This window comes from Anaerovibrio lipolyticus LB2005, from assembly GCF_000621545.1.
GTDB lineage: Bacteria > Bacillota > Negativicutes > Selenomonadales > Selenomonadaceae > Anaerovibrio > Anaerovibrio lipolyticus_A.
Genome location: NZ_JHYA01000001.1, coordinates 274557 through 299749, shown reverse-complemented (window position 1 = coordinate 299749; position 25193 = coordinate 274557). Strand labels below are relative to the sequence as shown.

The 25193-nt window shown below is 45.2% G+C and carries 26 protein-coding genes and 1 riboswitch; of the genes, 24 read left to right on the top strand and 2 right to left on the bottom strand.

Going from position 1 to position 25193, the window contains the following annotated elements; genetic code table 11:
* The first annotated feature begins 152 nt into the window (after positions 1-152).
* The 22 genes from T355_RS0101520 to T355_RS0101415 all read left to right on the top strand — a co-directional run bounded on the left by T355_RS0101520 (position 153) and on the right by T355_RS0101415 (position 23331).
* Entirely contained in the window at positions 153-896 is a 744-nt protein-coding gene (locus T355_RS0101520; RefSeq protein ID WP_269318741.1) for a pseudouridine synthase, read from the top strand.
* Positions 889-2139: an NAD(P)/FAD-dependent oxidoreductase gene (locus tag T355_RS0101515; protein WP_027396204.1), complete on the top strand. Its 1251-nt coding sequence runs from the start codon at positions 889-891 to the stop codon at positions 2137-2139. Before T355_RS0101520 ends, T355_RS0101515 begins: the two co-directional genes overlap by 8 nt.
* Positions 2126-3442 (top strand): 3-phosphoshikimate 1-carboxyvinyltransferase, encoded by a 1317-nt coding sequence (gene aroA / locus T355_RS0101510; RefSeq protein WP_155851649.1) that lies wholly within the window; start codon positions 2126-2128, stop codon positions 3440-3442. The genes T355_RS0101515 and aroA overlap by 14 nt, the downstream gene beginning before the upstream one ends.
* 27 nt (positions 3443-3469) lie before the next feature.
* Positions 3470-4126 (top strand): (d)CMP kinase, encoded by a 657-nt coding sequence (gene cmk / locus T355_RS0101505; RefSeq protein WP_027396202.1) that lies wholly within the window; start codon positions 3470-3472, stop codon positions 4124-4126.
* 4 nt (positions 4127-4130) lie between these two features.
* Positions 4131-4733 (top strand): lysophospholipid acyltransferase family protein, encoded by a 603-nt coding sequence (locus T355_RS0101500; protein ID WP_027396201.1) that lies wholly within the window; start codon positions 4131-4133, stop codon positions 4731-4733.
* A gap of 67 nt (positions 4734-4800) precedes the next feature.
* On the top strand, positions 4801-5628 hold the full coding sequence (gene ispH, locus T355_RS0101495) for a 4-hydroxy-3-methylbut-2-enyl diphosphate reductase (protein ID WP_027396200.1): 828 nt from the start codon (positions 4801-4803) through the stop codon (positions 5626-5628).
* Positions 5613-6695, top strand: a complete 1083-nt coding sequence (locus tag T355_RS13165; protein ID WP_419670088.1) for a 30S ribosomal protein S1 — start codon at positions 5613-5615, stop codon at positions 6693-6695. Before ispH ends, T355_RS13165 begins: the two co-directional genes overlap by 16 nt.
* Positions 6696-6818: 123 nt before the next feature.
* The gene (locus T355_RS0101485) at positions 6819-8222 is read left to right on the top strand and encodes a DUF512 domain-containing protein (RefSeq protein ID WP_027396199.1); all 1404 of its coding nucleotides are present in this window, start codon (positions 6819-6821) and stop codon (positions 8220-8222) included.
* Entirely contained in the window at positions 8215-9546 is a 1332-nt protein-coding gene (der, locus tag T355_RS0101480; RefSeq protein ID WP_027396198.1) for a ribosome biogenesis GTPase Der, read from the top strand. The genes T355_RS0101485 and der overlap by 8 nt, the downstream gene beginning before the upstream one ends.
* Positions 9546-10151: a glycerol-3-phosphate 1-O-acyltransferase PlsY gene (gene plsY, locus T355_RS0101475; protein ID WP_027396197.1), complete on the top strand. Its 606-nt coding sequence runs from the start codon at positions 9546-9548 to the stop codon at positions 10149-10151. Before der ends, plsY begins: the two co-directional genes overlap by 1 nt.
* Positions 10152-10307: 156 nt before the next feature.
* Positions 10308-10763: an ACT domain-containing protein gene (locus tag T355_RS0101470; RefSeq protein WP_027396196.1), complete on the top strand. Its 456-nt coding sequence runs from the start codon at positions 10308-10310 to the stop codon at positions 10761-10763.
* An 18-nt stretch (positions 10764-10781) separates the two neighbouring features.
* Positions 10782-12071 (top strand): homoserine dehydrogenase, encoded by a 1290-nt coding sequence (locus T355_RS0101465; protein ID WP_027396195.1) that lies wholly within the window; start codon positions 10782-10784, stop codon positions 12069-12071.
* Positions 12072-12095: 24 nt separating this feature from the next.
* The gene (gene thrB / locus T355_RS0101460; RefSeq protein ID WP_027396194.1) at positions 12096-13013 is read left to right on the top strand and encodes a homoserine kinase; all 918 of its coding nucleotides are present in this window, start codon (positions 12096-12098) and stop codon (positions 13011-13013) included.
* Positions 13014-13135: 122 nt separating this feature from the next.
* Positions 13136-14368 carry an HD domain-containing protein gene (locus T355_RS0101455; protein ID WP_027396193.1) on the top strand — a complete coding sequence of 411 codons (1233 nt, stop codon included), beginning with the start codon at positions 13136-13138 and terminating at the stop codon, positions 14366-14368.
* Positions 14369-14427: 59 nt separating this feature from the next.
* Positions 14428-14952 (top strand): gamma carbonic anhydrase family protein, encoded by a 525-nt coding sequence (locus T355_RS0101450; RefSeq protein ID WP_027396192.1) that lies wholly within the window; start codon positions 14428-14430, stop codon positions 14950-14952.
* 45 nt (positions 14953-14997) lie between these two features.
* Complete coding sequence (ndk, locus tag T355_RS0101445; protein WP_027396191.1) at positions 14998-15414, top strand: nucleoside-diphosphate kinase; 417 nt, start codon at positions 14998-15000, stop codon at positions 15412-15414.
* 48 nt (positions 15415-15462) lie between these two features.
* Complete coding sequence (locus T355_RS0101440; RefSeq protein WP_027396190.1) at positions 15463-15960, top strand: cob(I)yrinic acid a,c-diamide adenosyltransferase; 498 nt, start codon at positions 15463-15465, stop codon at positions 15958-15960.
* A gap of 163 nt (positions 15961-16123) precedes the next feature.
* A complete protein-coding gene (recJ, locus tag T355_RS0101435; RefSeq protein ID WP_027396189.1) occupies positions 16124-18103 on the top strand; it encodes a single-stranded-DNA-specific exonuclease RecJ in 1980 nt (659 codons plus the stop codon).
* 174 nt (positions 18104-18277) lie between these two features.
* Positions 18278-20563: a RelA/SpoT family protein gene (locus T355_RS0101430; protein ID WP_081777578.1), complete on the top strand. Its 2286-nt coding sequence runs from the start codon at positions 18278-18280 to the stop codon at positions 20561-20563.
* Between the two features lie 17 nt (positions 20564-20580).
* Entirely contained in the window at positions 20581-21204 is a 624-nt protein-coding gene (locus T355_RS0101425) for an MBL fold metallo-hydrolase (RefSeq protein WP_027396187.1), read from the top strand.
* Between the two features lie 176 nt (positions 21205-21380).
* The gene (locus T355_RS0101420) at positions 21381-22283 is read left to right on the top strand and encodes a Bro-N domain-containing protein (RefSeq protein WP_231482950.1); all 903 of its coding nucleotides are present in this window, start codon (positions 21381-21383) and stop codon (positions 22281-22283) included.
* A 122-nt stretch (positions 22284-22405) separates the two neighbouring features.
* Positions 22406-22502: riboswitch (SAM riboswitch) on the top strand.
* Between the two features lie 85 nt (positions 22503-22587).
* Positions 22588-23331: an N-formylglutamate amidohydrolase gene (locus tag T355_RS0101415; protein ID WP_027396185.1), complete on the top strand. Its 744-nt coding sequence runs from the start codon at positions 22588-22590 to the stop codon at positions 23329-23331.
* A 118-nt stretch (positions 23332-23449) separates the two neighbouring features.
* Here T355_RS0101415 and T355_RS0101410 read toward each other — a convergent pair whose 3' ends face one another.
* On the bottom strand, positions 23450-23875 hold the full coding sequence (locus tag T355_RS0101410) for a hypothetical protein (RefSeq protein ID WP_027396184.1): 426 nt from the start codon (positions 23873-23875) through the stop codon (positions 23450-23452).
* 104 nt (positions 23876-23979) lie between these two features.
* Positions 23980-24432 (bottom strand): Rpn family recombination-promoting nuclease/putative transposase, encoded by a 453-nt coding sequence (locus T355_RS13160; RefSeq protein WP_269318743.1) that lies wholly within the window; start codon positions 24430-24432, stop codon positions 23980-23982.
* 305 nt (positions 24433-24737) lie between these two features.
* On the opposite strand from T355_RS13160, the gene T355_RS0101400 reads away from it, so the two are divergent.
* Together T355_RS0101400 and T355_RS0101395 are read left to right on the top strand one after the other, a co-directional pair.
* Positions 24738-24956 (top strand): hypothetical protein, encoded by a 219-nt coding sequence (locus T355_RS0101400; protein ID WP_027396183.1) that lies wholly within the window; start codon positions 24738-24740, stop codon positions 24954-24956.
* Between the two features lie 67 nt (positions 24957-25023).
* Positions 25024-25173 carry a hypothetical protein gene (locus T355_RS0101395; protein WP_155851644.1) on the top strand — a complete coding sequence of 50 codons (150 nt, stop codon included), beginning with the start codon at positions 25024-25026 and terminating at the stop codon, positions 25171-25173.
* Positions 25174-25193 lie beyond the last annotated feature (20 nt).

The following is a 25193-nucleotide window of genomic DNA, read 5'->3' as shown; positions in this document are numbered from 1 at the left end:
AACGCAATATTTTTTGCATACCGATTCATTATATCAATTTTCTTAATAATAATAAAGTTATCATTTTACTGCAGGGGATTTTCATATTGCACATGAATTTAAACTAGACAGCATTTGGCCTTTGTGTTTTAATCATAAAGAAGGAGTGTCTATTGATGGAACGGATACAAAAACTTATCAGTCGGGCTGGGGCGGCATCCCGTCGTGAGGCTGAGCGGCTGATTAAAGAAGGCAGAGTAAGTCTTAATGGCCAGGTGGTTACAGAGCTGGGCATTCAGGCCGATGAAACTGATGAAATAGCTATAGACGGCGTGGCCATTGGTAAGGAAAAGGCCAAGCTGTATTTTTTATTGAATAAACCAAAGGGATATCTGAGTACCGTAAAGGATGATAGGGGCAGGAAAACGGTGGTTGATCTGCTGGCGGATGTGCAGGAATACATTTACCCTATCGGTCGGCTTGACTACGATACGGAAGGCTTGCTATTGCTGACAAACGATGGTGAGCTGATGAACGGTTTGCTGCATCCCCGTTATGAGGTAAAGAAAACCTATCTTGCTAAAGTGAGAGGCATGGTTACCCCGGAAACACTGCAGAAATTCCGTAGTGGCATCAAGCTGGAGGACGGCATGACAGCTCCAGCGGAGGCAAAGCTGGTGGAATATAATGAGCAGGGGCATTGGTCCAAGGTTAAGGTGGTAATCCATGAGGGCCGTAACCGTCAGGTGAGACGAATGTTTAGCGCAGTTGGTCACGAGGTTACCGCCTTAAAGCGTATTGCCTTTGGAGGGCTAACTCTGGAGGGGGTTAGTCGGGGAAAGTATCGTGAGCTTACCACCGACGAATTGTCAATGCTAAAGCATATTGCGGGAAAGCAAGGTGCAACCAATGGATAAAATTGTTGTTGTTGGAGCAGGTCCCGCTGGCATGATGGCGGCCATAAAGGCGGCGGAGAACGGTGCCAGTGTGGTGCTGTTGGAAAAAATGAAGCGGGCCGGCAAGAAAATGCTAATAACTGGAAAGGGTCGCTGCAACATTACCAATGTGGCGGAGATCCCTGAGCTGATAAAGAATATCCCTGGTAATGGCAAGTTTTTGAACAGCTGTATTCGGGCCTTTGACAATGAGGATGTGCAATATTTCTTTAATGGAATCGAGGTGCCCACCAAGGTGGAGCGGGGAGGCAGGGTGTTCCCAGTCAGCGACAAGGCCGCCGATGTGGTGGATGCCATGGTGCTTCAGCTTCATGAGCTGGGAGTAAAGCTGTACACTGATGTGAAGGTTTCAGATATATTGGTACAGGATAATAAAGCTGTGGGTGTGAAAACTGATGATGGACAAAAATTCGAGGCAGAGGCGGTAATTATTGCCACAGGCGGTTCATCCTATCCTGGCACTGGCTCCACAGGGGATGGCTATAAAATGGCGGATAAAATCGGCCATAAGGTGGTGACACCCCTTCCAGCTTTGGTTCCACTGGAATTGGAGGAGGAATGGGTTAAGGATTTACAGGGCTTGTCACTAAAAAATGTTCGGGTTACTCTTTTCGCTGATGAAAAGAGAATAACGGATATGTTTGGGGAGATGCTGTTTACCCATTTTGGTGTCAGCGGTCCTATAATTCTATCCCTTAGTCGTAAAACTGCCCAGCTGTTGGATGAAGACAGCTTTGTGGAGCTGATGATTGATCTGAAGCCAGCCCTTACCTTCGAGCAGCTGGATGCCAGAGTTTTAAGGGATTTTGAGAAATACCAGCGTAAGGAAATGAAGAATGCCCTAAAGGATTTATTGCCGGGAAGGTTAATTCCACCGGTCCTTGACGGAGCATATATTGAGCCGGACAGAATGGTGAATTCCATCACCAAGGAGGAGCGCCATCGTCTTGTAAATGTATTAAAGGGCTTGCTGGTAACTGTAACCAAAACACGGCCTATTGCGGAGGCTATTGTTACAGCCGGAGGCGTTGATGTAAAGGAAATTAATCCAAAGACCATGGAGTCCAAGCTGATAAAGAATCTGTATTTTGCCGGTGAGGTGGTGGATGTGGATGCCTACACCGGGGGCTATAATTTACAGGCGGCCTTTTCGATGGGGGCAGCAGCGGGTAACTGGTCCGTATGGAATGATGAGGAGGAGTAAGCAAGTGGGAAATAGAGTTATAAATAAGGCCTTAAAGGCATTACGGGGCGAGATTATAATTCCGGGGGACAAGTCCGTTTCCCATAGAAGTGTAATGTTTTCCGCTTTGGGTGATACTCCTGTACATATTACAAATTTTCTCCCTTCAGCAGACTGCCTGTCTACTGTAGGCGTTATGCGGGCTCTGGGGGCCAAGGTGGATATAATAAGCGATACTGAGCTTATTGTAAAAGGTAATGGCCTTCATGGCTTGCAGGAGCCGGCCACTATTCTGGATGCGGGAAATTCTGGTACAACTCTCCGCCTTATGATGGGTATGCTGGCCCCACAAAAATTTGTGTCAGTGTTTACAGGGGATAGCTCCTTGCATAAACGGCCAATGGGACGGGTTATCAAGCCCTTGAGTCAGATGGGGGCCCATATAGTGGGCAGGGCAGATAATACAAAATTGCCTATTACCATAGTTCCCGTGGACGGGAAGCTGAAGGGGTATAAATATAATATGCCTGTGGCCAGTGCCCAGGTGAAGTCCGCCATGCTTTTAGCGGGACTTTTTGCAGAGGGAGAAACCACTGTAGTGGAGCCATATCCTTCCAGAAATCACACAGAGCTTATGCTGGAGGCCTTTGGTGTAAAGCTGAAATATGAGGGGACCAGCATTACTATAACGGCACCTGACAAGCTGGTTGCTCCAAAGGAGCTGGTAGTGCCGGGGGATATTAGCTCTGCAGCTTTTTGGCTGGTGGCAGCATCCATTATTCCGGGTAGTGAGCTCCTTTTGAAAAATGTGGGCATCAATGAAACCAGAACAGGCATAATAGATGTACTGAAGGATATGGGAGCTGATCTTACAATTCAGAACCAGCGCAAGAGCGGTGGCGAACTGGTGGCAGATATTTTGGTGAAATATGCCAAGCTTCATGGCACCAGCTTTGGAGCAGATATTATCCCACGTTTGGTGGATGAGATACCTATTATTGCTGTAGCAGCCATGTTTGCTGAGGGTGATACAATTATTACTGGGGCCGGGGAGCTTCGGGTCAAGGAAACGGACCGACTGGAGGCTATCTGTGACCAGTTTACCAAGCTGGGAGGCAATATCGAAGGCAAGGAAGACGGCTTGATTATTCATGGGGGCAGTATTCCTAAGATGGCGGAGTGCTTTAGCTATGATGACCACCGTATGGCCATGTGTCTGGCAGTATTGGGTATTGCCGGGGCAGGGGTGGAGATTCAGAATCCGGATTGTGTGGATATTTCCTATCCTGATTTCTATGAAGAGCTGGATAGATTAACAAAATAAAAATTATTAAAAATGAGGTAATGGTAAATGAAAAAATTAGTAGTTGCAATTGATGGCCCTGCAGGAGCAGGCAAGAGCACTGTTGCTCAGATGGCAGCAAAGGAGCTTGGATTCACATATATTGACACTGGTGCCATGTACAGAGCTGTGGCCTGGAAGAGCCTTCAGCAGGGAAAGACCGTAACGGATGCTCTGATTAATGATGTGGTTAAGGATATTGATATTGTTCTCGATTATAAAGAGGGAAAAACCAGGGTTTTTGTAGATGGCACAGAGGTAACATCTGAAATTCGTACACCAGAGGTAACCGGCATCGTTTCCCAGGTGGCTGCCCTTGGACCAGTACGCGAAAGACTCACAGATTTGCAGCGTAAGATGGCTACCCAGGGCTCAGTTATCATGGATGGCCGTGATATTGCCACCAATGTTTTGCCAAATGCAGATATTAAGATTTTCCTTACAGCTTCCATTGAGGAACGTGCTGACCGCCGTTACAAGGAAATGAAGGCCAAGGGCTATGACGTGGATTTGAAAAAGCTCCAGGAGGAGATTGCTGCCCGTGACAAGGCTGACAGCGAACGCGAAATTTCCCCGTTGGTTCAGGCGGAGGATGCAGAGCTTCTGGATACCAGTGATATGAGCATTGAGGAAGTAGTTAAGGCTATTCTTGACAGATGCAGGTGATGAGATGTTTTACAGTATATTAAAGGTTATATTTCAGATATTATTTGGTATTTTGTTCCGTCCAAAGGTTATGGGCAAGGAAAATGTTCCCATGGAGGGCGGCATGATTATGGCTGCCAACCATCTTAGTAACTGGGATCCCCCAATTGTGGGAACATATATGCCGCGGCCAGTTGCCTACATGGCAAAGGAGGAGCTGTTTAAGCCCGCCATTGCCGGGGCAATAATCAGGAGTCTGTATGCTTTCCCTGTGAAGCGTGGTGCCGCTGATAGGGGGGCCATAAAAACTGCTTTGGGGATTTTAAAGCAGGGCCTTTGTTTGGGGGTATTTCCAGAGGGAACCCGCAGTAAGGACGGCAAAACCCACAAGGCTGAGTCCGGAGTGGCCCTTTTGGCAGCTATGTCTAAGGTTCCTGTGGTGCCAACGGCTATTATTGGCACAAATAAAATCCTTCAAAACGGAGGCTTTTTGCCACAGCTCCAAATTATTTATGGAGAGCCAATGTATTTTGAAGGAAAACACAATGATAAGGAAGCTTTGGCTGATTTTTCTAAAAAAATTATGGAGAAAATTGATAATTTAATAAAAATGAATAGCCAAGCTTGAAAAATAATGATATACTGTATGGGTATGTTGGGTAAATAATAATAATCAGCATACAAGGTGATATGTTATGGAAGTAATCCTTGCAGACAACCTGGGCTTTTGTTATGGCGTAAAGAGAGCTATACAGCTGGCAGAGGATTCAGCGGCTCCAGGCCAGGTGACAAATACACTTGGCCCAATTATTCATAATCCCCAGATGGTTGCAAAGCTTGCGGGAAATGGCGTTGGAACGGTGGATTCCCTTGATGAAGTCAAGGAAGGGACCATTATCATCAGATCACATGGAGTGGGGCCTGATGTTTATGACCGTGTTGAAGCCATGGGACTTAATATGGTGGATGCCACATGTCCCCATGTCCGTAAAGCCCAGTCATCAGCCAAAATGCTTGCTGATGAAGGATATCAGGTAGTTATTATTGGTGAAAAGCGCCACCCGGAGGTAAAGAGCATTATCGAATGGGCCGGTGATGGAGCTGTTGCCATTGAGACAGAGGAAGAGGCCGATGCATTGCCAAAGTATGGCAAGCTGGGTATTGTTGCTCAAACAACCTTCTCTGCTCCAAAATTTAAGCTGATTGTTGAACGGCTTTTGGATAAGTCCAGCGACATGAAGATACTGAGAACTATCTGTACAGCTACGGATCAGCGTCAGTCAGCAGCTATGAAGCTGGCAACAGAGGTTGATCTGATGATTGTTATTGGCGGCAAGAACAGCGCCAACACTACAAGGCTTGCACAGCTTTGTGGTGATAAATGCAAAACTTACCACATCGAAACAGCAGATGAGCTTCGTGACGATTGGTTTGATAAAATTAAAAAAATTGGTATCACAGCTGGTGCTTCTACACCGGACTGGATTATCAAGGAGGTTTATAAAAAGTGTCAGAAGAAATGAATTCAATGGAAGCTTGGTTAGCAGCAGAAGATTCTATGAAGGAGATACATGAGCGCGATTTAGTTAAGGCTACAGTTGTTGCAGTAAATGATAGCGAAGCAATCGTTAACATCCAGGGTAACAAGAACGATGTTCCAATTTCCAAGTTTGAGCTTGCTGAGCCTGCTCCTGAGTCCGCAAAGGACATTGTTAAGGTTGATGATGTTATTGAGGTTCTCGTAGTTGCCAAGGGCGGCGAGAATGGCCTCACTGTTTCCAAGGTTAAGGCTGATCGTCTTGCATCCTGGAAGGAGCTTGATGGCATCGTTGAGAAGGCTGAGCCAATCGAGGCTGAGATTACTCAGGTTGTTAAGGGCGGTTTGGTTGCCCGCGCTCTCGGCGTTCGTGCATTCATCCCAGCATCCCAGATTGAGCTTAACTTTGTTAAGGATCTCTCCAAGTATGTTGGCCAGACTGTAAAGGTTGTTCCAATTGATTTGGATCCAGCTAAGCAGCGTCTGGTTCTCTCCCGTCGTCAGCTTCTTGAGACTGAGCTCAAGTCCTGGTTGGAGAATGTTAAGGAAGGCGATGTAGTTAAGGGTACTGTTAAGAGACTGGTTAACTACGGTGCGTTTATCGATATCGGTGGTATCGATGGTCTGGTTCACATTTCCGATCTCTCCTGGAACCGTGTTAAGGATCCAGCAGATGTTCTGGAAGAGGGTCAGGAGCTTGACGTTAAGATTAAGAGCATTGCTGAGACTGAGGATGGCAAGGTTCGTATTTCCCTGAGCGTTAAGGACACCATGCCAGATCCATGGGTAGTTAAGGCTGAGAAGTACAATGCTGGCGATATTATCTCTGGTGAGATCGTTGGCCTGAAGGCTTTCGGTGCTTTCATGCGCATTGAGCAGGGCCTCGATGGTCTCATTCCTATGGGTGAGCTTGCTGACAGACGTATCAAGAGCGCTGATGAAGTAGTTGCTATCGGTGACAAGGTTACTGTTAAGATCCTGAACATCGATGTTGACAGAAAGCGTATTTCTCTCAGCATTAAGCAGGCTGGCGAGTCCAACGAGGCTGAGTAATCATATAGATTACGGCCTTGGGCTTTAACTGTATAATGATTATTATTGGGGAGTGATGATTTCATCACTCCCTATTTACAGTTTAATTAGATATTTATATATAAAAGAAAAACAGGAGAATGTATGGGCTACGGTAAAATACTGTCCGTGGAGCCTGGTAGTCTGGCTGAGGAGCTGGAGCTGGTTCCGGGAGACAAGATAATCGAAGTGAATGGTATGAAGCTCCGGGACATTATAGACCTTAGCTTTGCCTTCGCTGATGAAGAAATAGATATGCTGGTCGAGCATGAGAATGGCGATCAGGAAATGCTGGAATTTGACAAGGATTACGATGAGGAGCTGGGGGTCGAGTTCGAATCTGCAGTATTTGATGGTATCCGCAAGTGTGCCAACAACTGCTATTTTTGTTTCGTGGACCAGGTGGCTCCCGGTATGCGTGAGACTTTAAATATAAAGGATGACGACTATCGTCTGTCATTTTTATATGGCAATTTTGTTACAATGACCAATATGGTGGACAATGATTTTAAGCGTATAAAGCAATATCATTTGTCACCATTGTTTGTTTCTGTCCAGTGTACCAATCCGGAGCTAAGATGTCAGATACTTCGCTGCAAGACGGCGGGTAATCTGATGACCCAGCTGGATAAGCTGGAGAAGGCTGACGTGGAGTATCACACCCAGATTGTACTTTGCCGTGACCTTAATGACGGTGAGGAATTGGACCGATCCATACGGGATATTCTGGCAAGAAAGCCACATGCCCTGTCCATGGCTATTGTTCCCGTGGGACTTACAAAGTTTCGACAGGATAAATACCCTTTAAAGGGATTTGATAGGGAAAGCGCCCTAAGGGTGATTGAACAAGTGGAAAAGTTCCAGAAGCAGGAACGTGAGGCTACAGGCAGAACCTTTGTATATTTAGGTGACGAATTCTATTTTTTGGCAGGAAAAGAGGTTCCTCCTGCAGAAGTTTACGATGGGTTTCCACAGCTGGATAATGGTATAGGTCTGGCCCGTAATTTTATGGAGGAGTTTTCCTCTGCCCGTAATGATACTGAGCTTCAGTCAAAGGGCTATGATAATAAAATCAGGCTGGCAGTTATGACAGGAACTGCTGTGGCACCAATGTTCAGAAAGTTGGCAGATGAGCTGGCAGTGGGAAATCTTGAGGTTACCATAGTTCCGGTTCCTAATAACCACTTTGGAACCACAGTAAATGTATCCGGGCTGTTGACTGCCCATGATATGAAAAGTGCAATGGATTCTTTAGGGGAGACCTTTGACGGGATTTTGATTCCTGAGTCTGCCCTTAGAGCTGGAGATAATATATTTTTAGATGATGTTTCGCTGGATGATTTCAAGAGCTGGTTCCATGGTCGTGTGGAGACAGTAGGTGATGGCAAGGACTATTTCAATGCCCTTACCGATTTTGAAAATTACCAGGGAGTAGATGGTGAGGCAGCTGCTTATATGTGGCAGAGTAATGCTGCATATACCAAGAGAGGAGGCCACAACAATGAGTAAGCCTATAGTAGCTATCGTTGGACGCCCGAATGTGGGCAAGTCCACTTTATTTAATCAGATTGGCAAGCGCCGGGTATCCATAGTTGATGATATGCCAGGTGTTACCAGAGACCGCATATATATGGATGCTGAATGGCTCAATCATACCTTTACCATGATTGATACCGGCGGTATTGAATTTGATGAAAGCGATCAGATACTCCGCTCCATGCGCCAGCAGGCAAAGATTGCCATGGAGGAGGCTGATGTTATTGTATTTGTGGTGGATGGTCGTGTAGGCCTAACCTCTGCTGATGAAGAAGTGGGACACATGCTGCGTTCCGCCAAGAAGCCGGTGGTTTTGGCCATTAATAAGATTGACAGTCCTCAGCTGGAAGCCAATATCTACGAATTTTATAATTTGGGCCTTGGTGACCCTATTGGTATTTCTGCTTCCAATGCTCTTGGCCTTGGTGATCTTTTGGATGCTGTGGTGGAATCCTTCCCTAAGAATGATTATGAGGAAAAGGAAGAGGATGAAATCAGTATTGCTGTTATCGGCCGTCCAAATGTGGGCAAATCCTCCATTGTTAATGCACTCATTGGCGAGGAACGGGTTATCGTAAGTGATGTGGCCGGTACAACCAGAGATGCCATTGATACCCATTTTGTGTCCGATGGGAACAAGTTTATGCTTATTGATACTGCCGGTATGCGTCGCAAGGGAAAGATTGATGAAGCAGTTGAGCGTTATAGTGTAATGCGTTCCCTTCGTGCTGTGGACCGCGCCGATGTGGTTCTTATGGTTATTAATGCCTTTGAGGGTATTACCGAGCAGGATAAGAAAATTGCCGGCTATGCCCATGAGTCTGGCAAGGGCGTGGTAATTATTGTAAATAAATGGGATATTTTCCCTGACAAGGATGATAAGTCCACCTTGAGATTTACTGAGGACCTTCGTGATGAGCTTGGCTTTTTGCAGTATGCACCGGTTCTGTATACCTCTGCCCTGACCCATCAGCGTATTCCTCGTATTGTGGAGCTGGTAAAGTATGTGGCTGATCAGCAGTCCATGCGCATTCAGACCAGTGTATTGAATGAGCTTATTCGTGATGCGGTTTCTGTAAATCCGCCACCATCCCATCGGGGCAAGCAGCTGAAGATTTATTTCATGACTCAGGCGGATATTAGGCCTCCTAAGTTCATCGTGTTTGTAAATGATCCGGAGCTTATGCACTTCTCTTATCTGAGATTTTTGGAGAATCGTCTCCGTGAGAGCTTTGGCTTTGAGGGCACGCCGTTGAAGCTGATTGTTCGTGGTCGTAAGGAAGAGGAGGATATCTGATGCTGGAGCTGATAATTGCTTGTGTATTAAGCTATGTAATTGGTTCTATTCCAAATGGTCTTATTTTAGGAAAGGCTATTTGGGGAGTTGACCTTAGGGAGCATGGCAGTAAAAATATTGGTGCCACCAATGCTTGGAGAACTATTGGCAAGCCTGCGGGCATATCCATTTTTGTATTGGATATGCTGAAGGGCTTTTTGGGAGCAGGTCTGGGTATTTATTATGCCGGCGGTTTCCCTGATCATCCTGAGTATGGTGTTATTTGTGGAATTTTGGCCGTTGTAGGCCATTCCTGGTCACTTTTTCTCAAATTTAAGGGCGGAAAAAGTGTGTCCACTGGTTTGGGAGTTCTTATTATGCTTATGCCAGTGGTTGCGGCCATCGTATTTTTGGTTTGGCTGGCAATTGTCTTTGTAACCCGGTATGTATCCTTAGGTTCTATAGTGGGCGCGGCACTGGTGCCGATTCTTGCCCTTATTTTCGATATGCCTATGGTTTATATCGGCTTTGGTACCCTGGCGGCAATCTTTATTATTTATCGTCATAAATCAAATATTGAACGTCTCCTGAATGGTACGGAGAGTAAGATTAAAGCCGCTAAATAATGTATTTGATATGTAGACAAAATGGGTGCTCGTATGTATTATGAGTACCCATTTTTACGTTTTGGGCGAAAATACTATTGTCATCTCAGAGGATACAGTGTATAATATCCCTTGTATGTAGAAATATATCCACTTATAGTGTACGGAGGAAAAAATATGACATCAAAAGAGAAAAGCGGATTTTTCCTTGTTAGAGAAGAAATTTTGCCAGAAGCAATAAAGAAGACCATTCGGGTTAAGGAAATGCTGAAGCGTGGAAATGCCCGCACTATTAATGAGGCTGTTGAAAAGATGGAGCTTAGCCGCAGCGCTTATTACAAGTATAAGGACTATGTATTCCCATTCTATGAGGCAAGTCAGAACAAGATTGTTACCCTGACCTTCCTTTTGGAGCACAAGAAGGGCGTTCTTTCCAGTGTACTCAATACTATTTCCAATGACTCTGGCAGCGTTCTTACCATTAACCAGGGAATTCCTCTTCAGGGTGTGGCTAATGCTACTGTTTCCATTGAAACTGTAAATCTGTCTGTAGATCTGGAGGCCCTGCTTGATAAGCTCCGTATGGTTGATGGAGTAAAGAGATTAGAGGTTCTTGGCCAGGCTCAGGCGTGAGGGGAGTAACAGGGCTTTATGGGGAAAAAAATTCAGATTGGACTGTTGGGCTCCGGTACTGTAGGATCCGGAGTTGTTGAGGTCTTAAAGAAAAATGTAAGGGATATCGAGCAGCGCGTGGGCTGCGAAATCGGCATTAAAACCGTTTTGGTTCGGGATTTGACCAAGAAACGGGAAAATCTCGATGGCATCAAGATTACTGATAGCATTGATGAAATACTAAATGACCCTGATATCAGTATTGTAGTTGAGCTCATGGGTGGACTTCATCCGGCCATTGAATACATGGTAAAGTCCATGAAGGCTGGTAAGCATGTGGTAACTGCCAACAAGGATGCTGTGGCCCAGTCCGGGGAGGAGCTGTTTTCTGCCGCGGAGGCCAATAAGGTGGACTTTATGTTTGAGGCCAGCGTAGGTGGCGGTATTCCAATTATTACCCCATTAAAGCAATGTCTTACCGGCAATAAAATCAGTTCCATTATGGGTATTGTAAATGGCACCACCAATTATATGCTTACAAAGATGACCCAGGATGGTAGTGATTATGATGAAGTGCTAAAGGAGGCCCAGGCCAAGGGATATGCTGAAGCTAATCCAGCGGCTGATGTGGAGGGTATGGATGCAGCTAGAAAGGCTGCTATTTTGGGATCCATTGCCTTTAATACGAGAATTCATCTGGACAGCGTTTACGTGGAGGGCATTACCAAAATCGAGGCTGCCGATATTGCCTATGCCAAGCAGCTGGACTATGTCATAAAGCTGTTGGCTGTGGCCAAGGATTATGGCGACAAGGGAGTTAATGTACGGGTTCATCCTGTATTTTTACCACAGACTCATCCATTGGCATCAGTTAATGATGTATTCAATGCAATATTCCTTAGGGGCAATGCCATTGGAGATGCCATGTTTTATGGTCGAGGTGCTGGTTCCCTGCCAACGGCTTCTGCTGTGTTGGCTGATATTATTGCAGTTGCCCGTAATATGGTTATGGGGAATTCTGCTGTGGTTAGTTGCACCTGCTATAATAAGCGGGAAATCTGCCCTCTGGCGGATACGGAATCCTCTTATTACGTTCGTCTCCATGTGGATGATGAGCCGGGGGTTCTGGCGGCAATTGCTACAGCCTTTGGCGACAGCGAGGTAAGCCTAAAATCTGTTATTCAGACCCGTATGGTAAATAATCATGCGGAGATTGTGGCTGTTACCCATGTGGTAAAGCATAAAAAGCTGGAAAAAGCTGCAGAGCTTTTACGTAGTCTCTCGGTTGTGGATAAAATCTGCAATATTATTCGTGTTGAGGGAGACTGATGGAATTTATTAGGGGGCAATGTTATGGATGCAAAGACAGTTAAAGTAAGAGTTCCGGGAACTTCGGCAAATTTGGGGCCGGGCTTTGATACTTTGGGAATAGCATGCTCCTGCTACAACGATCTGGAGCTTACACTTCTTAGGGAGGAAGGTCTGGAGATTGAGATTCACGGTGAGGGTGCGGAAAATATTCCCAGAACCTCCCGCAATATTGTATGGCGTTCAATTCAGAAGGTACTTCGCAGAGTGGGCTGTGCCGATGAATTTAAGGGTGCCAGAATTGTGATGGATAACCATGTGCCCCTTTCCAGAGGCCTGGGAAGCAGTGCTACTGCCATCGTTGGCGGTATTAAGGCAGCTAATGAGGCTTTGGGGAATCCGTTAAAGAATCGTGACCTATTAAAAATAGCTACGGATATTGAGGGACACCCCGATAATGTGGCACCGGCTATTTTTGGCGGTATGACCATAAGCACCGTGAGAAATGGCTGGCCGGAAACCTTTAGATTTATTCCAAAGATTCGTTTTAAGATGGTGGTTGTGGTTCCGGATTTCTTTTTGCCTACCAAGGCGGCCAGAGAAGTGTTGCCGGAGAAGGTGGATCGGGCTGATGCTATAGTCAATATTGGTAGTACGGCCATGATGATAGCGGCTTTTATAAAGGGGAGCAGACATTTTCTGAGAAATGCCTTTGATGATGCTCTTCACCAGCCTTATCGGGCTGAGCTTATACCAGGAATGTATGATGTGTTTAAGGCCGCCAGAAAGGAAGGAGCTCTGGGGGCGTTTCTCAGCGGGGCTGGTCCATGCCTTATGGCTCTTGCCTCCGGTAATGAGAGAAGTGTAGCTGAAGCTATGCAGAGAGCCTTTAAGGCGAATAATGTGGAGTCCGCTTATATGATTCTTGATATTGATAAAGAAGGGGCTCGCCTTATTGAATAGAAAATGAGTTTCAATGTGGAAACTGCTGTGACATGGTTACGGCAGTTTTTTGGTGCAGTTATGCAGGAATTTTAGGTAAAACAACGAATTTTAAAAGATAATAGAGCTGGGGCGGTGAATAAATGACAGAAAATGAATTTGCCATACAGATAAGAGATGCCGGGGGAACTCTTTATATAGTGGGAGGCTGGGTCCGTGACAAGCTCATGGGCAAGGATCCCCATGACAAGGATTATGTGGTGGTGGGCTTATCCAAGGAAAATTTTGCAATATGCTTTCCTGATGCCAAGCTCATAGGTAATGCATTTCCGGTTTTCCTTGTAAAAATAGACGGGATAAGCTGTGAGGTGGCCTTTGCCAGAAAGGAACGAAAGGTTGGCACAGGATATACAGGCTTTGAAATAGTGGCCCATGAGGATATTACCATTGAGGATGACCTTTACAGGCGTGATACCACAGTGAACAGTATAGCCATGGAGGTGCTTACTGGAAATATCATTGATTTATATGGTGGCAGACGGGATATTGAGGATAAAATACTGCGCCCCATATCAAAGCATTTTTCCGAGGATCCGGTGCGGGCTTTAAGAGTTGCACGGCAGGCAACTCAGCTGGGCTTTGAGGTTTCAGAAGAGCTTATAGATGCCATGATGGGCTGCCGGGAGGAATTAATGGGGGAGCCTTCGGAAAGAATTTTTGGGGAGCTGAAGAAGGCATTGGAATCCAGCAAGCCATCAGTGTTCTTTCAAGTTCTTAGCAAGTCAGAGCTTTTGGAAACCCTGTTTCCTGAGATTTATGCACTCATTGGCAAGACTCAGCCTGTGGATTTTCATCCGGAGGGAGATGCCTACAATCACACCATGTTGGTGGCAGATAAGGTGGCAGCCTCCACTGACAATGTGGTGGCCGTTTTTGCGGGCCTTGTTCACGATATTGGAAAAGGTGTTACTACAAAAGAAATGCTGCCCCATCATTATGACCATGAAAAAAAGGGGCTGGATGTCCTTAAGAGCTGGAATAAACGGGCTAAATTTCCCAATCAGTGGATACGGGCAGGTAGTCTGGTTATTGAGGAGCACATGCGGGCCCCGTTGATGCAAAAGCCGGGGAAAATAACAGAACTGATTCTTCATTTGCACAAAATGTCCAGTTATCTTCCCCCTGAAGATTTTTGCCATATTATAAGGGCTGACCATGGACAGCTTCCGAAATATCTGGAGCGTTATACAGAGCTTAGAGATGTGCTTTTATCCATTGATGGAAATATGGCTCCTGAGGGAGTTCGGGGAAAGGCACTGGGGGATTGGCTATGGCAAAAGCGGGTCAGGGCTTGTGCACAATGGCTGAAAGACTAGAATTTGTATGACAACTTTGTTATAATTAATTGAGGATACATCTTGAGGGAGGTATTTTTATGGGAAATGTTTTTGCGTTGGCTGAAAAAAAGCCTGAGCTAGGTAAGAATGTTTACGTCGCACCAAATGCTGCGGTGGCCGGTGATGTTAAAATCGGCGATAACAGCAGTGTCTGGTTCAGTTCCGTTGTCCGTGGGGATATTAACAAGGTGGTTATTGGCAACAACTCTAACATTCAGGACAACTGTACCATTCATACCATGTGGGATACTCCGACAATTATCGGCAACAACGTTACCATTGGCCATAATGTGGTGGTACATTGCAGCAAGATAAATGATAATTGTCTTATTGGTATGGGAACAGTGATTATGGGGTACACTGAGATTGGCGAAAACTGCATTATTGGTGCAAACTCATTTATTCCACAGAATAAGAAAATCCCACCAAATTCTATGGTATATGGCAATCCTGCTAAGCTGATACGCCCTCTCACAGAAGAGGAAATTAATGCTCTTCAGGAGTCTGCTGATGCCCACAGTGATCTTGCCAAGGTGTATAGTAAGGATTTAAAGGATTTGTAAAAGCAAATCAAAAATTGAGGTATTTAAAAGGAGAATTGTTTCAAGATGGAAAAGACATTGGTACTCATTAAGCCAGATGCCATGAAGGCACATCACATTGGTGATATTTTCAAGATTTACGAGGAAAAGGGCCTGGAGGTTTTGGCTGTTAAGATGCTTCAGATGGATGAAAAGCTGGCATCCCAGCACTATGTGGAGCATATTGGTCGTCCTTATTATGATGATCTGGTAGGCTTTATGACCTCCGGTCCGATTATTGCCATGGTATTGGCTGGTGAGGATGCTATTGCCAATGTACGCAAGATTAATGGTAAAACTAATCCGGCAGATGCTGATGAGGGAACTATCCGCAAGCTCTATGCTTCCAGTGGCAGCCGCAATGCAGTTCATGCTTCCGACTCACCGGAGAGTGCAGCAAGAGAGATTTCCTTATACTTTAGTGCTACTGAGATTTTTGACTGATAAGTATGGGACAGGCATAAGAGATGTGAAAGAGGAGGCTATGAAGTTATGAGTGTTTATACCAAAACCGGCGATAAGGGAACAACTGGCCTTTATACAGGTCAGCGCGTTGCGAAGAATTCCCTGCGGGTGAAAGCCTACGGTACTATTGATGAGGTAAGTTCAGCCCTTGGTATGGCAAGAGCCTTTTGTAAAAATGATGAGGTGAAGGAAATTATCCTGAAGCTTCAGAAAAACAACGGCTTGCTCATGGCAGATTTGGCCTCCCTGGATCAGGAGCCATTGATTACCAATGAACATGTGAATGAACTGGAGTCAATAATTGACGGTATTGAGGCAAAGCTGCCGCCTCTGCATGAGTTTCTGATTGCGGGAGAATCCCAGGGAGGATCCTGCTTAGATCTGGCCAGAACCTTTATAAGGAGAGCTGAAAGGGCTATTTTGGACCTGGCGGAGCAGGAGATAGTCCACGACAGTGACAGATTATATATTAACAGGGTTTCAGACCTGTGCTTCGTACTTATGAGACTTGAGGAAAATCGGTGAAAAATTGGAGCTCCAAGTTATGGGGCTCCTTTTTCGTGTAAGGGCTGATGATTTTGTGTGAATTATGTATTGAAAACTGACTCCCGGGTGTTTTGCACACAAAAGAGGATTTTGAAAAGTTTTCTCGAAGTTTTTTAGGTAATAGTTATAGGAGTTGGTTTTGATGCTAAAAAAATGGAGAATTAAGCCCTATTCCGGGGAAAGAACCGCCGAACTGGCGGCTAAGTTGGGTATATCACAGTTACTGGCAGGAGCATTGATAAATCGGGGAATTGATACCAGGGAAAAGGGAGAAATATTCCTTCACCCTGAACGGTTTGAATATTGTGATCCCTATTTGTTGCCGGATATGGATAAGGCAATAGAGCGTATAGCTGATGCTATTGAAAAAAAGGAAAGAATTGCCATCTATGGCGATTATGATTGCGATGGAATTACCGCTACCTCCCTATTGATGATTACCTTCAAGGAACTGGGAGTGAAGGTTGACTACTATATTCCTGACAGGCTCACAGAGGGCTATGGTCTTCATGCTGAAGCCATGGAGAAATTGGTTAATAGGGGGATAGACCTTCTCATTACTGTGGACTGCGGTGTTAAATCCGTGGAGGAAATAAAGGCTGTAGCCGGGCGAATGGATGTTATCGTTACGGATCACCATCTTCCGGGGGATGAGCTTCCCCAGGCTGTGGCAGTGGTGGATGCACACAGAAAGGATTCCAAGTATCCATGCCCGGAGCTGGCAGGCGTTGGCATTGCCTTTAAGCTGTGTCAGGCCCTTTGGCAAAGAATAAAGGGAGAGCCTCTCAATGATCGTGGCCTGGAGCTGGTGGCCCTGGGGACGGTGGCCGATGCGGTGCCCCTTACCAACGAAAACAGACGTATTGTGAGTTTGGGATTAAAGGCTATAGAAAACTCCAATATGGTGGGGGTAAAGGCCTTGCTGGAGGCAGCTGGCTGTCTTGGCAAGCCGGTTACCAGTATGGTGGTGGGCTTTATGCTGGCACCACGCATTAATGCGGCAGGGAGACTTAGCAGTGCAACCCTGGGAGTTGACCTTCTGACTGCTGTGGACAGTACCAAAGCAGATGCTATAGCTTTGGAGCTTAATGGTATTAATGAAGAGCGTAAAAAGCTGAAGGATGATATGCAGCTGGAGGCCGAGGAACAGCTTAAGGGTGTGGACGTGGACAATACACGTGTGCTGGTAGTAGCTGGAGAGAACTGGCATCATGGTGTTATTGGACTAACAGCAGCGGGACTGGATTCCAAGTATTATAAGCCTACTATTGTTATCAGCCTGAAGGATGGCATAGGAAAGGGGTCTGCCCGCAGTATAGAGGGCTTTAACCTCTATGAGGCACTGGAAAATTGCAAGGACGTGCTGGTACAGTTCGGTGGCCATGAAGGGGCGGCAGGTCTCACCATTAAAGAAGAAAATATTCCTGAGTTCAGACGGCTTATGGAGATTGAGGCCAAGCGCCAGATGACAGCAGAGCAATATATTCCCTTTTATGAATTGGATCAGGAGATTTCCCCATTGGATGTTACCATGGAAATGGTAGATGAGCTGGCATTGCTGGAGCCCTGCGGTATGAAAAACGACAGTCCGCTATTCGGCTGTAAGGGGGTCAGGACTGCGTATGCCTCTTATATGGGTATAGAAAATCGCCACATGCGTTTTAGCATCACAGATGGTAATCGCTATGTAAAGGCTGTGGCCTTCAATATGAATGAGGATTTGGATAAAATGAATTCTCAGCCCCAGAATCTTGTTTATGAGCTGGGAATAAACGAATGGGAAGGCAATCGCAACCTTCAGTGTATAATAAGAAGTCTGGACACCCCTTTGGATGATGAAAAGCCTATCAGTGTTGACAGGGAATTTCTAAAGGAGCTGTATCTGTTTCTCAAACAGTGTCATGATGAAGAAAAGCCCGTATTAATGGATCCTGCCTGGCTGGCTATGAGAATGCGCATGGATGGCAGGCAGTCAGAGACCAAGGCTGCTGAATATGGATTAAAAATATTTCAGGAGCTGGGATTGATGAGTGTGGATGATGCTGGTGTGTGTCACTTGGTAGAAGGTACTGGCAAGATGAATTTACAGGATTCTGAGACCTTTTGCCGTCTTAATGAATAGTTTGGATAATTATATGATTTAAGCAGGGGGATAGCTAAGAGCTATTCCCTTTCCTTTACGAAAAAAGAGGAAAATAGAGGATTGTAGCTATTTTTATGTATAGAGAATTATGAAAATATGCTATAATTAATAAAAGTTTGACTAAAATTTGTGTATTGAATGGCGGTGATGACAATGGATGCCAATTCAACTTCTGTAAATGTGGATATTTATACCCCAGTTCCAGCCGGTGCAACGGCGGATGTTACAATTGATGATATTATTAATGCGTTGTTGAAATATCAGCCTAATGCGGATGTGGACCTTGTCCGCAGGGCTTATGAACTGGCTCATTCGGCCCATGAGGGCCAGAAACGGGCTTCTGGTGAAGAATATATTATACATCCTCTCTGTGTGGCCAAAATACTCACAGAGCTTCAGATTGATGCCGTAACCATTACAGCAGCTCTGCTACATGATGTGGTGGAGGATACCATCTACGATATTAAGCAGATGGAGGAAATGTTTGGGCCTGAGGTTGCCATGCTGATTGATGGTGTTACCAAATTGGGCAAGATTAAATTCCAGTCCAAGGTGGAGCAGCAGTCAGAGAACTACCGTAAGCTGTTTTTGGCCATGGCCAAGGATATTCGCGTAATTATCATAAAGCTGGCGGACCGACTTCATAATATGCGTACCCTTAAATTCGTGAAGGAGGAAAAACAACAGCGTATTGCCCGGGAAACCATTGAGGTATATGCACCTTTGGCCAATCGTCTGGGTATTTCCAGCATTAAATGGGAGCTGGAGGATCTGTGCCTGCGCTATCTTGACCGGGAGCATTACTATGATCTTGTGGAAAAGGTCAAGCAAAAGCGGCAGGAGCGTCAGCGTTTTATTGAGGATTCTATTTTACAGATTCATACCAAGCTCATAAGAAGCGGTATAAAGGCGGAAATCAGCGGTCGTGCCAAGCATTTTTACAGCATTTACCGCAAGATGAAGCGGGATAATAAGGACATAAGTGAAATTTATGATCTGTCAGCTATCAGGGTGTTGGTGCAGAGCGTTAAGGACTGCTATGCGGTTCTTGGCGTTATCCATGCCATGTGGAAGCCAATTCCGGGGCGGTTCAAGGATTATATTGCCATGCCGAAATCCAATGGCTATCAGTCCCTGCATACCACTGTTATGACCCGTGGCTTTCCGCTGGAAATTCAGATTCGTACCTTTGCCATGCACAAGATTTCCGAGTACGGTGTTGCGGCACATTGGAAGTACAAGGAAAATGGCAGGGGAGCCACTGCGGCCAATGATTATGACAAGAAGCTGTCCTGGTTGCGTCAGATGGTAAATCTCCAGCAGGAGCTTAATGACCCAAGTGAATACATTCAGGCCCTAAAGATGGATATTTTCTCCGATGAGGTGTTTGTATTTACTCCACGGGGGGATGTTATTGACCTGCCAAAGGGGTCCGTGCCAATTGATTTTGCCTATAGAATTCATACGGAAATCGGTCACCACTGCGTTGGAGCCAAGGTAAACGGCAAGATCGTGCCATTGGAGTACAAGCTGAAAAATGGTGATATCGTTTCTATTATTACCAACAAGGCCAATCAGGGACCAAGCCGTGACTGGCTTAACATTGTGGCGGCATCAGATACCAGAAGCAAGATTCGCGGCTGGTTCAAGAAAGTGCGCCGCGAGGAAAATGTAGCCAAGGGCCAAGAGCTTTTGGAGAAGGAAGGCAAGAAGCTGGGCTATGACCCTAAGGACCTTCTGCGTGATGAGTGGCTTAATGAGGTTTGCCTTAGATTTAATATAAACAATTCCGAGGACCTGTTGGCAGCCATTGGCTATGGTGGTGTTACCGTTAGCGGCGTTATTGCCAAGCTAATCGAGCTGCATAAAAAGCTGGTGAAGGAGAATACTCCACAGGATGTTTCTGAAATGCTGGAGAAGCTGAAGCGTCCTCAGGGGCAGGGCTCCTCCAAGAAATCCAGGGCCAGCCATGGTATTTTGGTTGAGGGTGAGGGCGGCATGTTGGTGCGCCTTGCCAAGTGCTGTAACCCGATTCCGGGGGACCCTATTACTGGCTTTATTACCAAAGGGCGTGGCGTATCCGTTCATCGTGCGGATTGTCCGAATGTGGCAGTTACCAGCGATGCGGCCACCAGAGTTATTGCCGTAAACTGGGATGTGGGTCTTGACCGTGATTACACAGTAGAAATTGAGATACATTGCAATGACAATCCTGGTATTTTGGCAAGCATTTTGGCAGTTCCTACAGAAATGAAGATTAATGTTTCCTCTGTAAATGCCAAGACTAACCGTAACAACAAGACTTCCATGATTATTCTGGGTATTGAGGTCCATGCCACTTCTCAGGTGGAACAGATTATGGCGAAAATCCGCCGCCTGAAGGATATATATAGCGTAAGCCGTGCCATGACCAGCAACCCGGATAAGCGCAATGACTGATGGGAGGTTCGCAGTCTATGGATTTTTCTGTAAAGAGCTTTGAGGTGGGCCCGGTGGCCGCCAATTGCTATATCCTTAAAGATATCGACTCAAATGAGGGAATGGTAATTGATCCCGGCGGAAACCCGGAGAAGATATTGTCTGCCATTAAGGAAATAGGTGTAGAGGTGAAGCTGATTGCTTTGACTCATGGCCACTTCGACCATATCGGGGGGCTGGACAAGGTAAAGAAAGCCCTGAATGTGCCTGTGGCAATCCATGAGGATGATGGGGAAATGCTGACAGATGCCAAGAAGAATTTGTCGGCATTTGTAGGTGCACCGGGAGAAATGGAAGAGGCGGATGTGCTGCTGAAGGATGGTGACAATATTTCCTTTGGCGGCTGTAGTCTTAAGGTTATCCATACTCCGGGACATACACCAGGCGGTGTGTGCTTCTATGGGGGCGGTGCCTTATTTAGTGGGGATACCCTCTTTGCGGGCTCTGTCGGCCGTACGGATTTCCCTGGCAGCAGTACCGAGGATATTCTGGATTCCATCCGCAATAAACTGGCCAAGGTATCCGACGCCACCAAGGTCTTCCCAGGCCACGGCCCGGCTTCTACCATGGGAATAGAGCGGGAAACAAATCCATTTTTCTGAAAAATTGATAATTTATACGCAAGATACCCTGCAGCTTTGTAATTGAAGCTACAGGGTATTTTTTGAAATTGCATATTTCTGATAAAAAACTTGATTTATAGAATATGTGTTTTATATAATAGAGATAAAAGAATTGTTGTTCTGTTTTGAGGACGTAAGAAAGGCAGAAACGGATAATGAGTGAAGAAATGGAAAATATGCAACTGTTTGAGGACCAGCCTATTCGCACTGCTTGGAATGAGGCGGAGGAAGAATGGTATTTTTCTATTGTGGATGTGGTGCGGGTGTTAACAGAACAACCTGATGCACGACACGCCAGTACGTATTGGGCTGTTTTGAAGAAAAGACTTAGTGAAGAGGGCGCAGATGAACTGCTTACAAATTGTAAGCAGTTGAAATTAAAAGCCGCCGATGGTAAGCGTAGACGTACTGATGTGGCAAATACAGAACAGCTGCTGCGTATTATACAGTCAATACCATCGAAAAAGGCAGAACCGTTTAAATTATGGCTGGCCCAGGTGGGTAAAGAGCGTATTGATGAAACCATCGATCCGGAGCTTATAGCTGATAGATTGGTGGTTACCTATGAACGAAAGGGATATACCAAAGAGTGGATCAATCAGCGACTTATGGCAATCAGTGCCCGCAAGGAACTAACGGATGAATGGAAAGAGCGTGGGATAAAGCAGGGCAAAGAATATGCTGTACTTACCGATGAACTTACAAGAGCGTGGAGTGGGATGTCTACCCGTCAGTACAAAAATCTAAAAGGACTAAAAAAGGAAAGCCTTCGGGACAATATGAGTACAACTGAATTAGTTATAAATATGCTTGCAGAAACGGCTGCCAAAGAATTTTCGGAAGCAGAAAAACCATCTGGACTTGCTCAAAATGTTTCTGTAGCTAAGCGAGGTGGCAAGGTGGCTGGCGATGCAAGGAAGGCTATTGAAGAGGGAACAGGCAAATCGGTTATTACTAGCAAAAAGGCATCGGAGTTAAATCACGTTGTTACACAAATGATTGAAGCCAGTGCTAATACCGTCATAGAGGAAGAAAACTCAGATGGCGATGGAAGTTGAAGAACAGGGCAGAAATGCTGAAATAATTGAAAGGAATTTTTAATATCGCTTTAATGACGGAAAATATAAGATTTGCTACACTATAACTGCCGTATAGGCAACAAGATAATTAAATATATTCTTAACCATAAAGAGAAGGCGAGAGACAAGCTCGATGACCCTTCAGCAACCTGCCACGGGTGAAAACGTGGCAAGGTGCTAAAGCTTGATTGATGGGTAGGATAAAGTAAATCGGGCCCATCAAGACGATGGGCTTTTTCATTGCGTCTCTTTTTGGTTTACAGAACAAAAGGAGACGATGAAAATGTTAGAAAATGTAGTAATTCATGTACCACACGCATCCTTGTACATTCCAGAGGCGTATATCCCAGACTATGATTTAGAGGTGCTAAGCCACGAAATGCTGGTAATGACAGACTGGTATTGCAATGAGCTCTTTGCCTGTGAGGCGGAAATGGTCAATCTGAGGGTTAACCGTCTGGTATGTGATGTGGAGAGATTCCGCGATGACAAGGAGGAGTCCATGAGCCGTATGGGCATGGGACTGTATTATACCCACAGCTCAGAAATGAAGCCATTCAGAAAGCATATTGCCGAAAAGAGGGAAGAGGTGGCCAGGACCTTCTATGATCCCCATCACGTCCGGCTGGAGGCCGTGGTGGAAAATCGACTCTCCGATTATGGCAGGTGTCTCATTGTGGATGGCCATTCCTTTTATCCTGAGCCCCTGCCTTATGAGCCTGACCAGCAGCCAAACCGCCCGGATATCTGTATTGGCACTGATGACTACCACACCTCACCGAACATGGTGTATAAAATGGTAAATTATCTCCAGGACCACAATTTGTCGGTAAAAATCGACTCACCCTTTGCCGGGGCTCTGGTGCCTATGAAGTATTACCGCAAGGACAGCAGGGTCCAGTCCGTTATGATTGAAATAAACCGCGGTCTCTACCTTGCCCGGGGTTGTGAGAGAAGTGAACGCTTCAATGAGGTCCAGAGCATAATAAAGGGCATGATTGAAATCATGGGGGAGGAAGTGGAGTAAAGAAAATAGTTTGTTGCATAGTCAAAAAGAAAGGCCCGCTGGTTCCCAGCGGGCCATAATAGTTAATGATTAGTTTTGGGCAACAAGTTTCAAAAACTCGTTCTGTGTGTATTTGAGATTATTGCACTTGCAGGTAACATTTCAGATAATAGTAAACATCATTCAGACGCTTTTGGCGGTCTGTGCTGAGGCAATATGATGAATTTTCAAAGCACAGGTAAGCTTTCCCTGTCCGTTTGTCTTCTTTAAAGGAAGCTTTGCCGTAATCCACAGCAGCATCATCTGCAAAGCTGAAATTAACACTGGCCACTTTAATGATAAGCTCATTTGCGTCATCATTGGCAACATAAGCAGAGCTTAGGTCTAGGCCATTGCAAAATTTATTGCCACTGTCATAAATCGGATAATTCATGTCGCCGTGCCAAAATAGAATCCCATCTATCTCCTGCCAGGGAGAGGCATAGGCGATACTGGTGCTGCGTTCGAAAGAAATTGGCAGATTCGTATTGCCAAGTGATGCAACTGTCAGCGCAAGTACCATCATAATAAGTATTTTTTTAACATCTGATTTGGCTCCTCTTTCTATCGATTGTCCCTCATCTTGAGGGTCGTATTGGCAATAGCCTTATGCGTTTGCAAAGATGTGTTTTATTTTTCCTGGGTCAGTTCCTGAATGCGATCCTCAGGGAGTTTGGTATATTTGGCGATTTCTTCAATCGGTTTATTGTCCCGAAGCATATCACGAGCTATATCAATAGCCATTTCTTCACGGCCAGCTTTACGTCCATCGGCAAGGCCCTCTTCACGTGATACACGCATATCGGTGTTGTAGTCCATAATGGCCATCTGTCGGTTTATATATTTGAGCCGTTCTTCAAAATCCATCATGAAGATGTCAGCGTCATTAACGGCTTTTTTTATAGTAGCGTCACTCATGGCAAGTTCCTCCATTTCCTCAGTATTCAGCTTGTTTGAGAAGTAGGCCAGCCACCGTTCCATGCGGGTCATTTCACCAATAGGCTTTTTCTGGAATTTTGGTACTTCAAGAAAATGCAGCTCCATATCCTCATTTAGCCGGCGACCAGTTTCAATGTTATAAATCTCCTTTGCGTCAAATAAATTATAGCATGAAAAAAATATTAGGATAGAAACTGTTGGAATAAGGTATTGTTAAGTTGGTTTATAGAGTATATTAATATAATAAAACATAAATCAAAATAAATCAAAATAAAAAAATAAAATTCTTAAATTGTTTTTGACTCGTGGCGATTTAAAGATGATTTTTAATGTGTGGAGTGACAGACTCGATAAGAAGGACAAATTATTCTGGAATCAGCAGGAAAATATACCTACCAAAACGAATTAGTGCTATGTGATGTTTTTGTGTATTATACGGAGGAAAATCAGTGAACGTAGATATAGAATTTTTCAGTGAGAATCCAATGGATAATGTACTTTCCTGTATGAAATTTGTCTTTCAGAAGGTGATTTTCTTTGGCTTTACCCAGGAAGATATGGATCGGGCAGCCACCAGCACAGTGGCAGCATTTTTGAAATCCAAAAACATAAATGTAGAGCAGATAGGCTTTGTGGCATTGCCAGAAGGCAAGCTGGATGTAATATGAAATAGATATCATCTACATGAAGAAAAATATACCTACTTTTATATCTTGTAAGAATAAACTGATATCTATGAATCAGCCACTATATGAGCTGGAAACAGTGGCGGACAGATTTGGTGGCAAGCTTGTACGCAAGGTGTTGGTGGCTAAAGGCGGAGTAACACCGGGGATTGCCAAGCGGGCTGAGGAAATGGATATTGAGGTTGTAAAGCATTTGTAGAAAACAATAAAAGAAGTTAA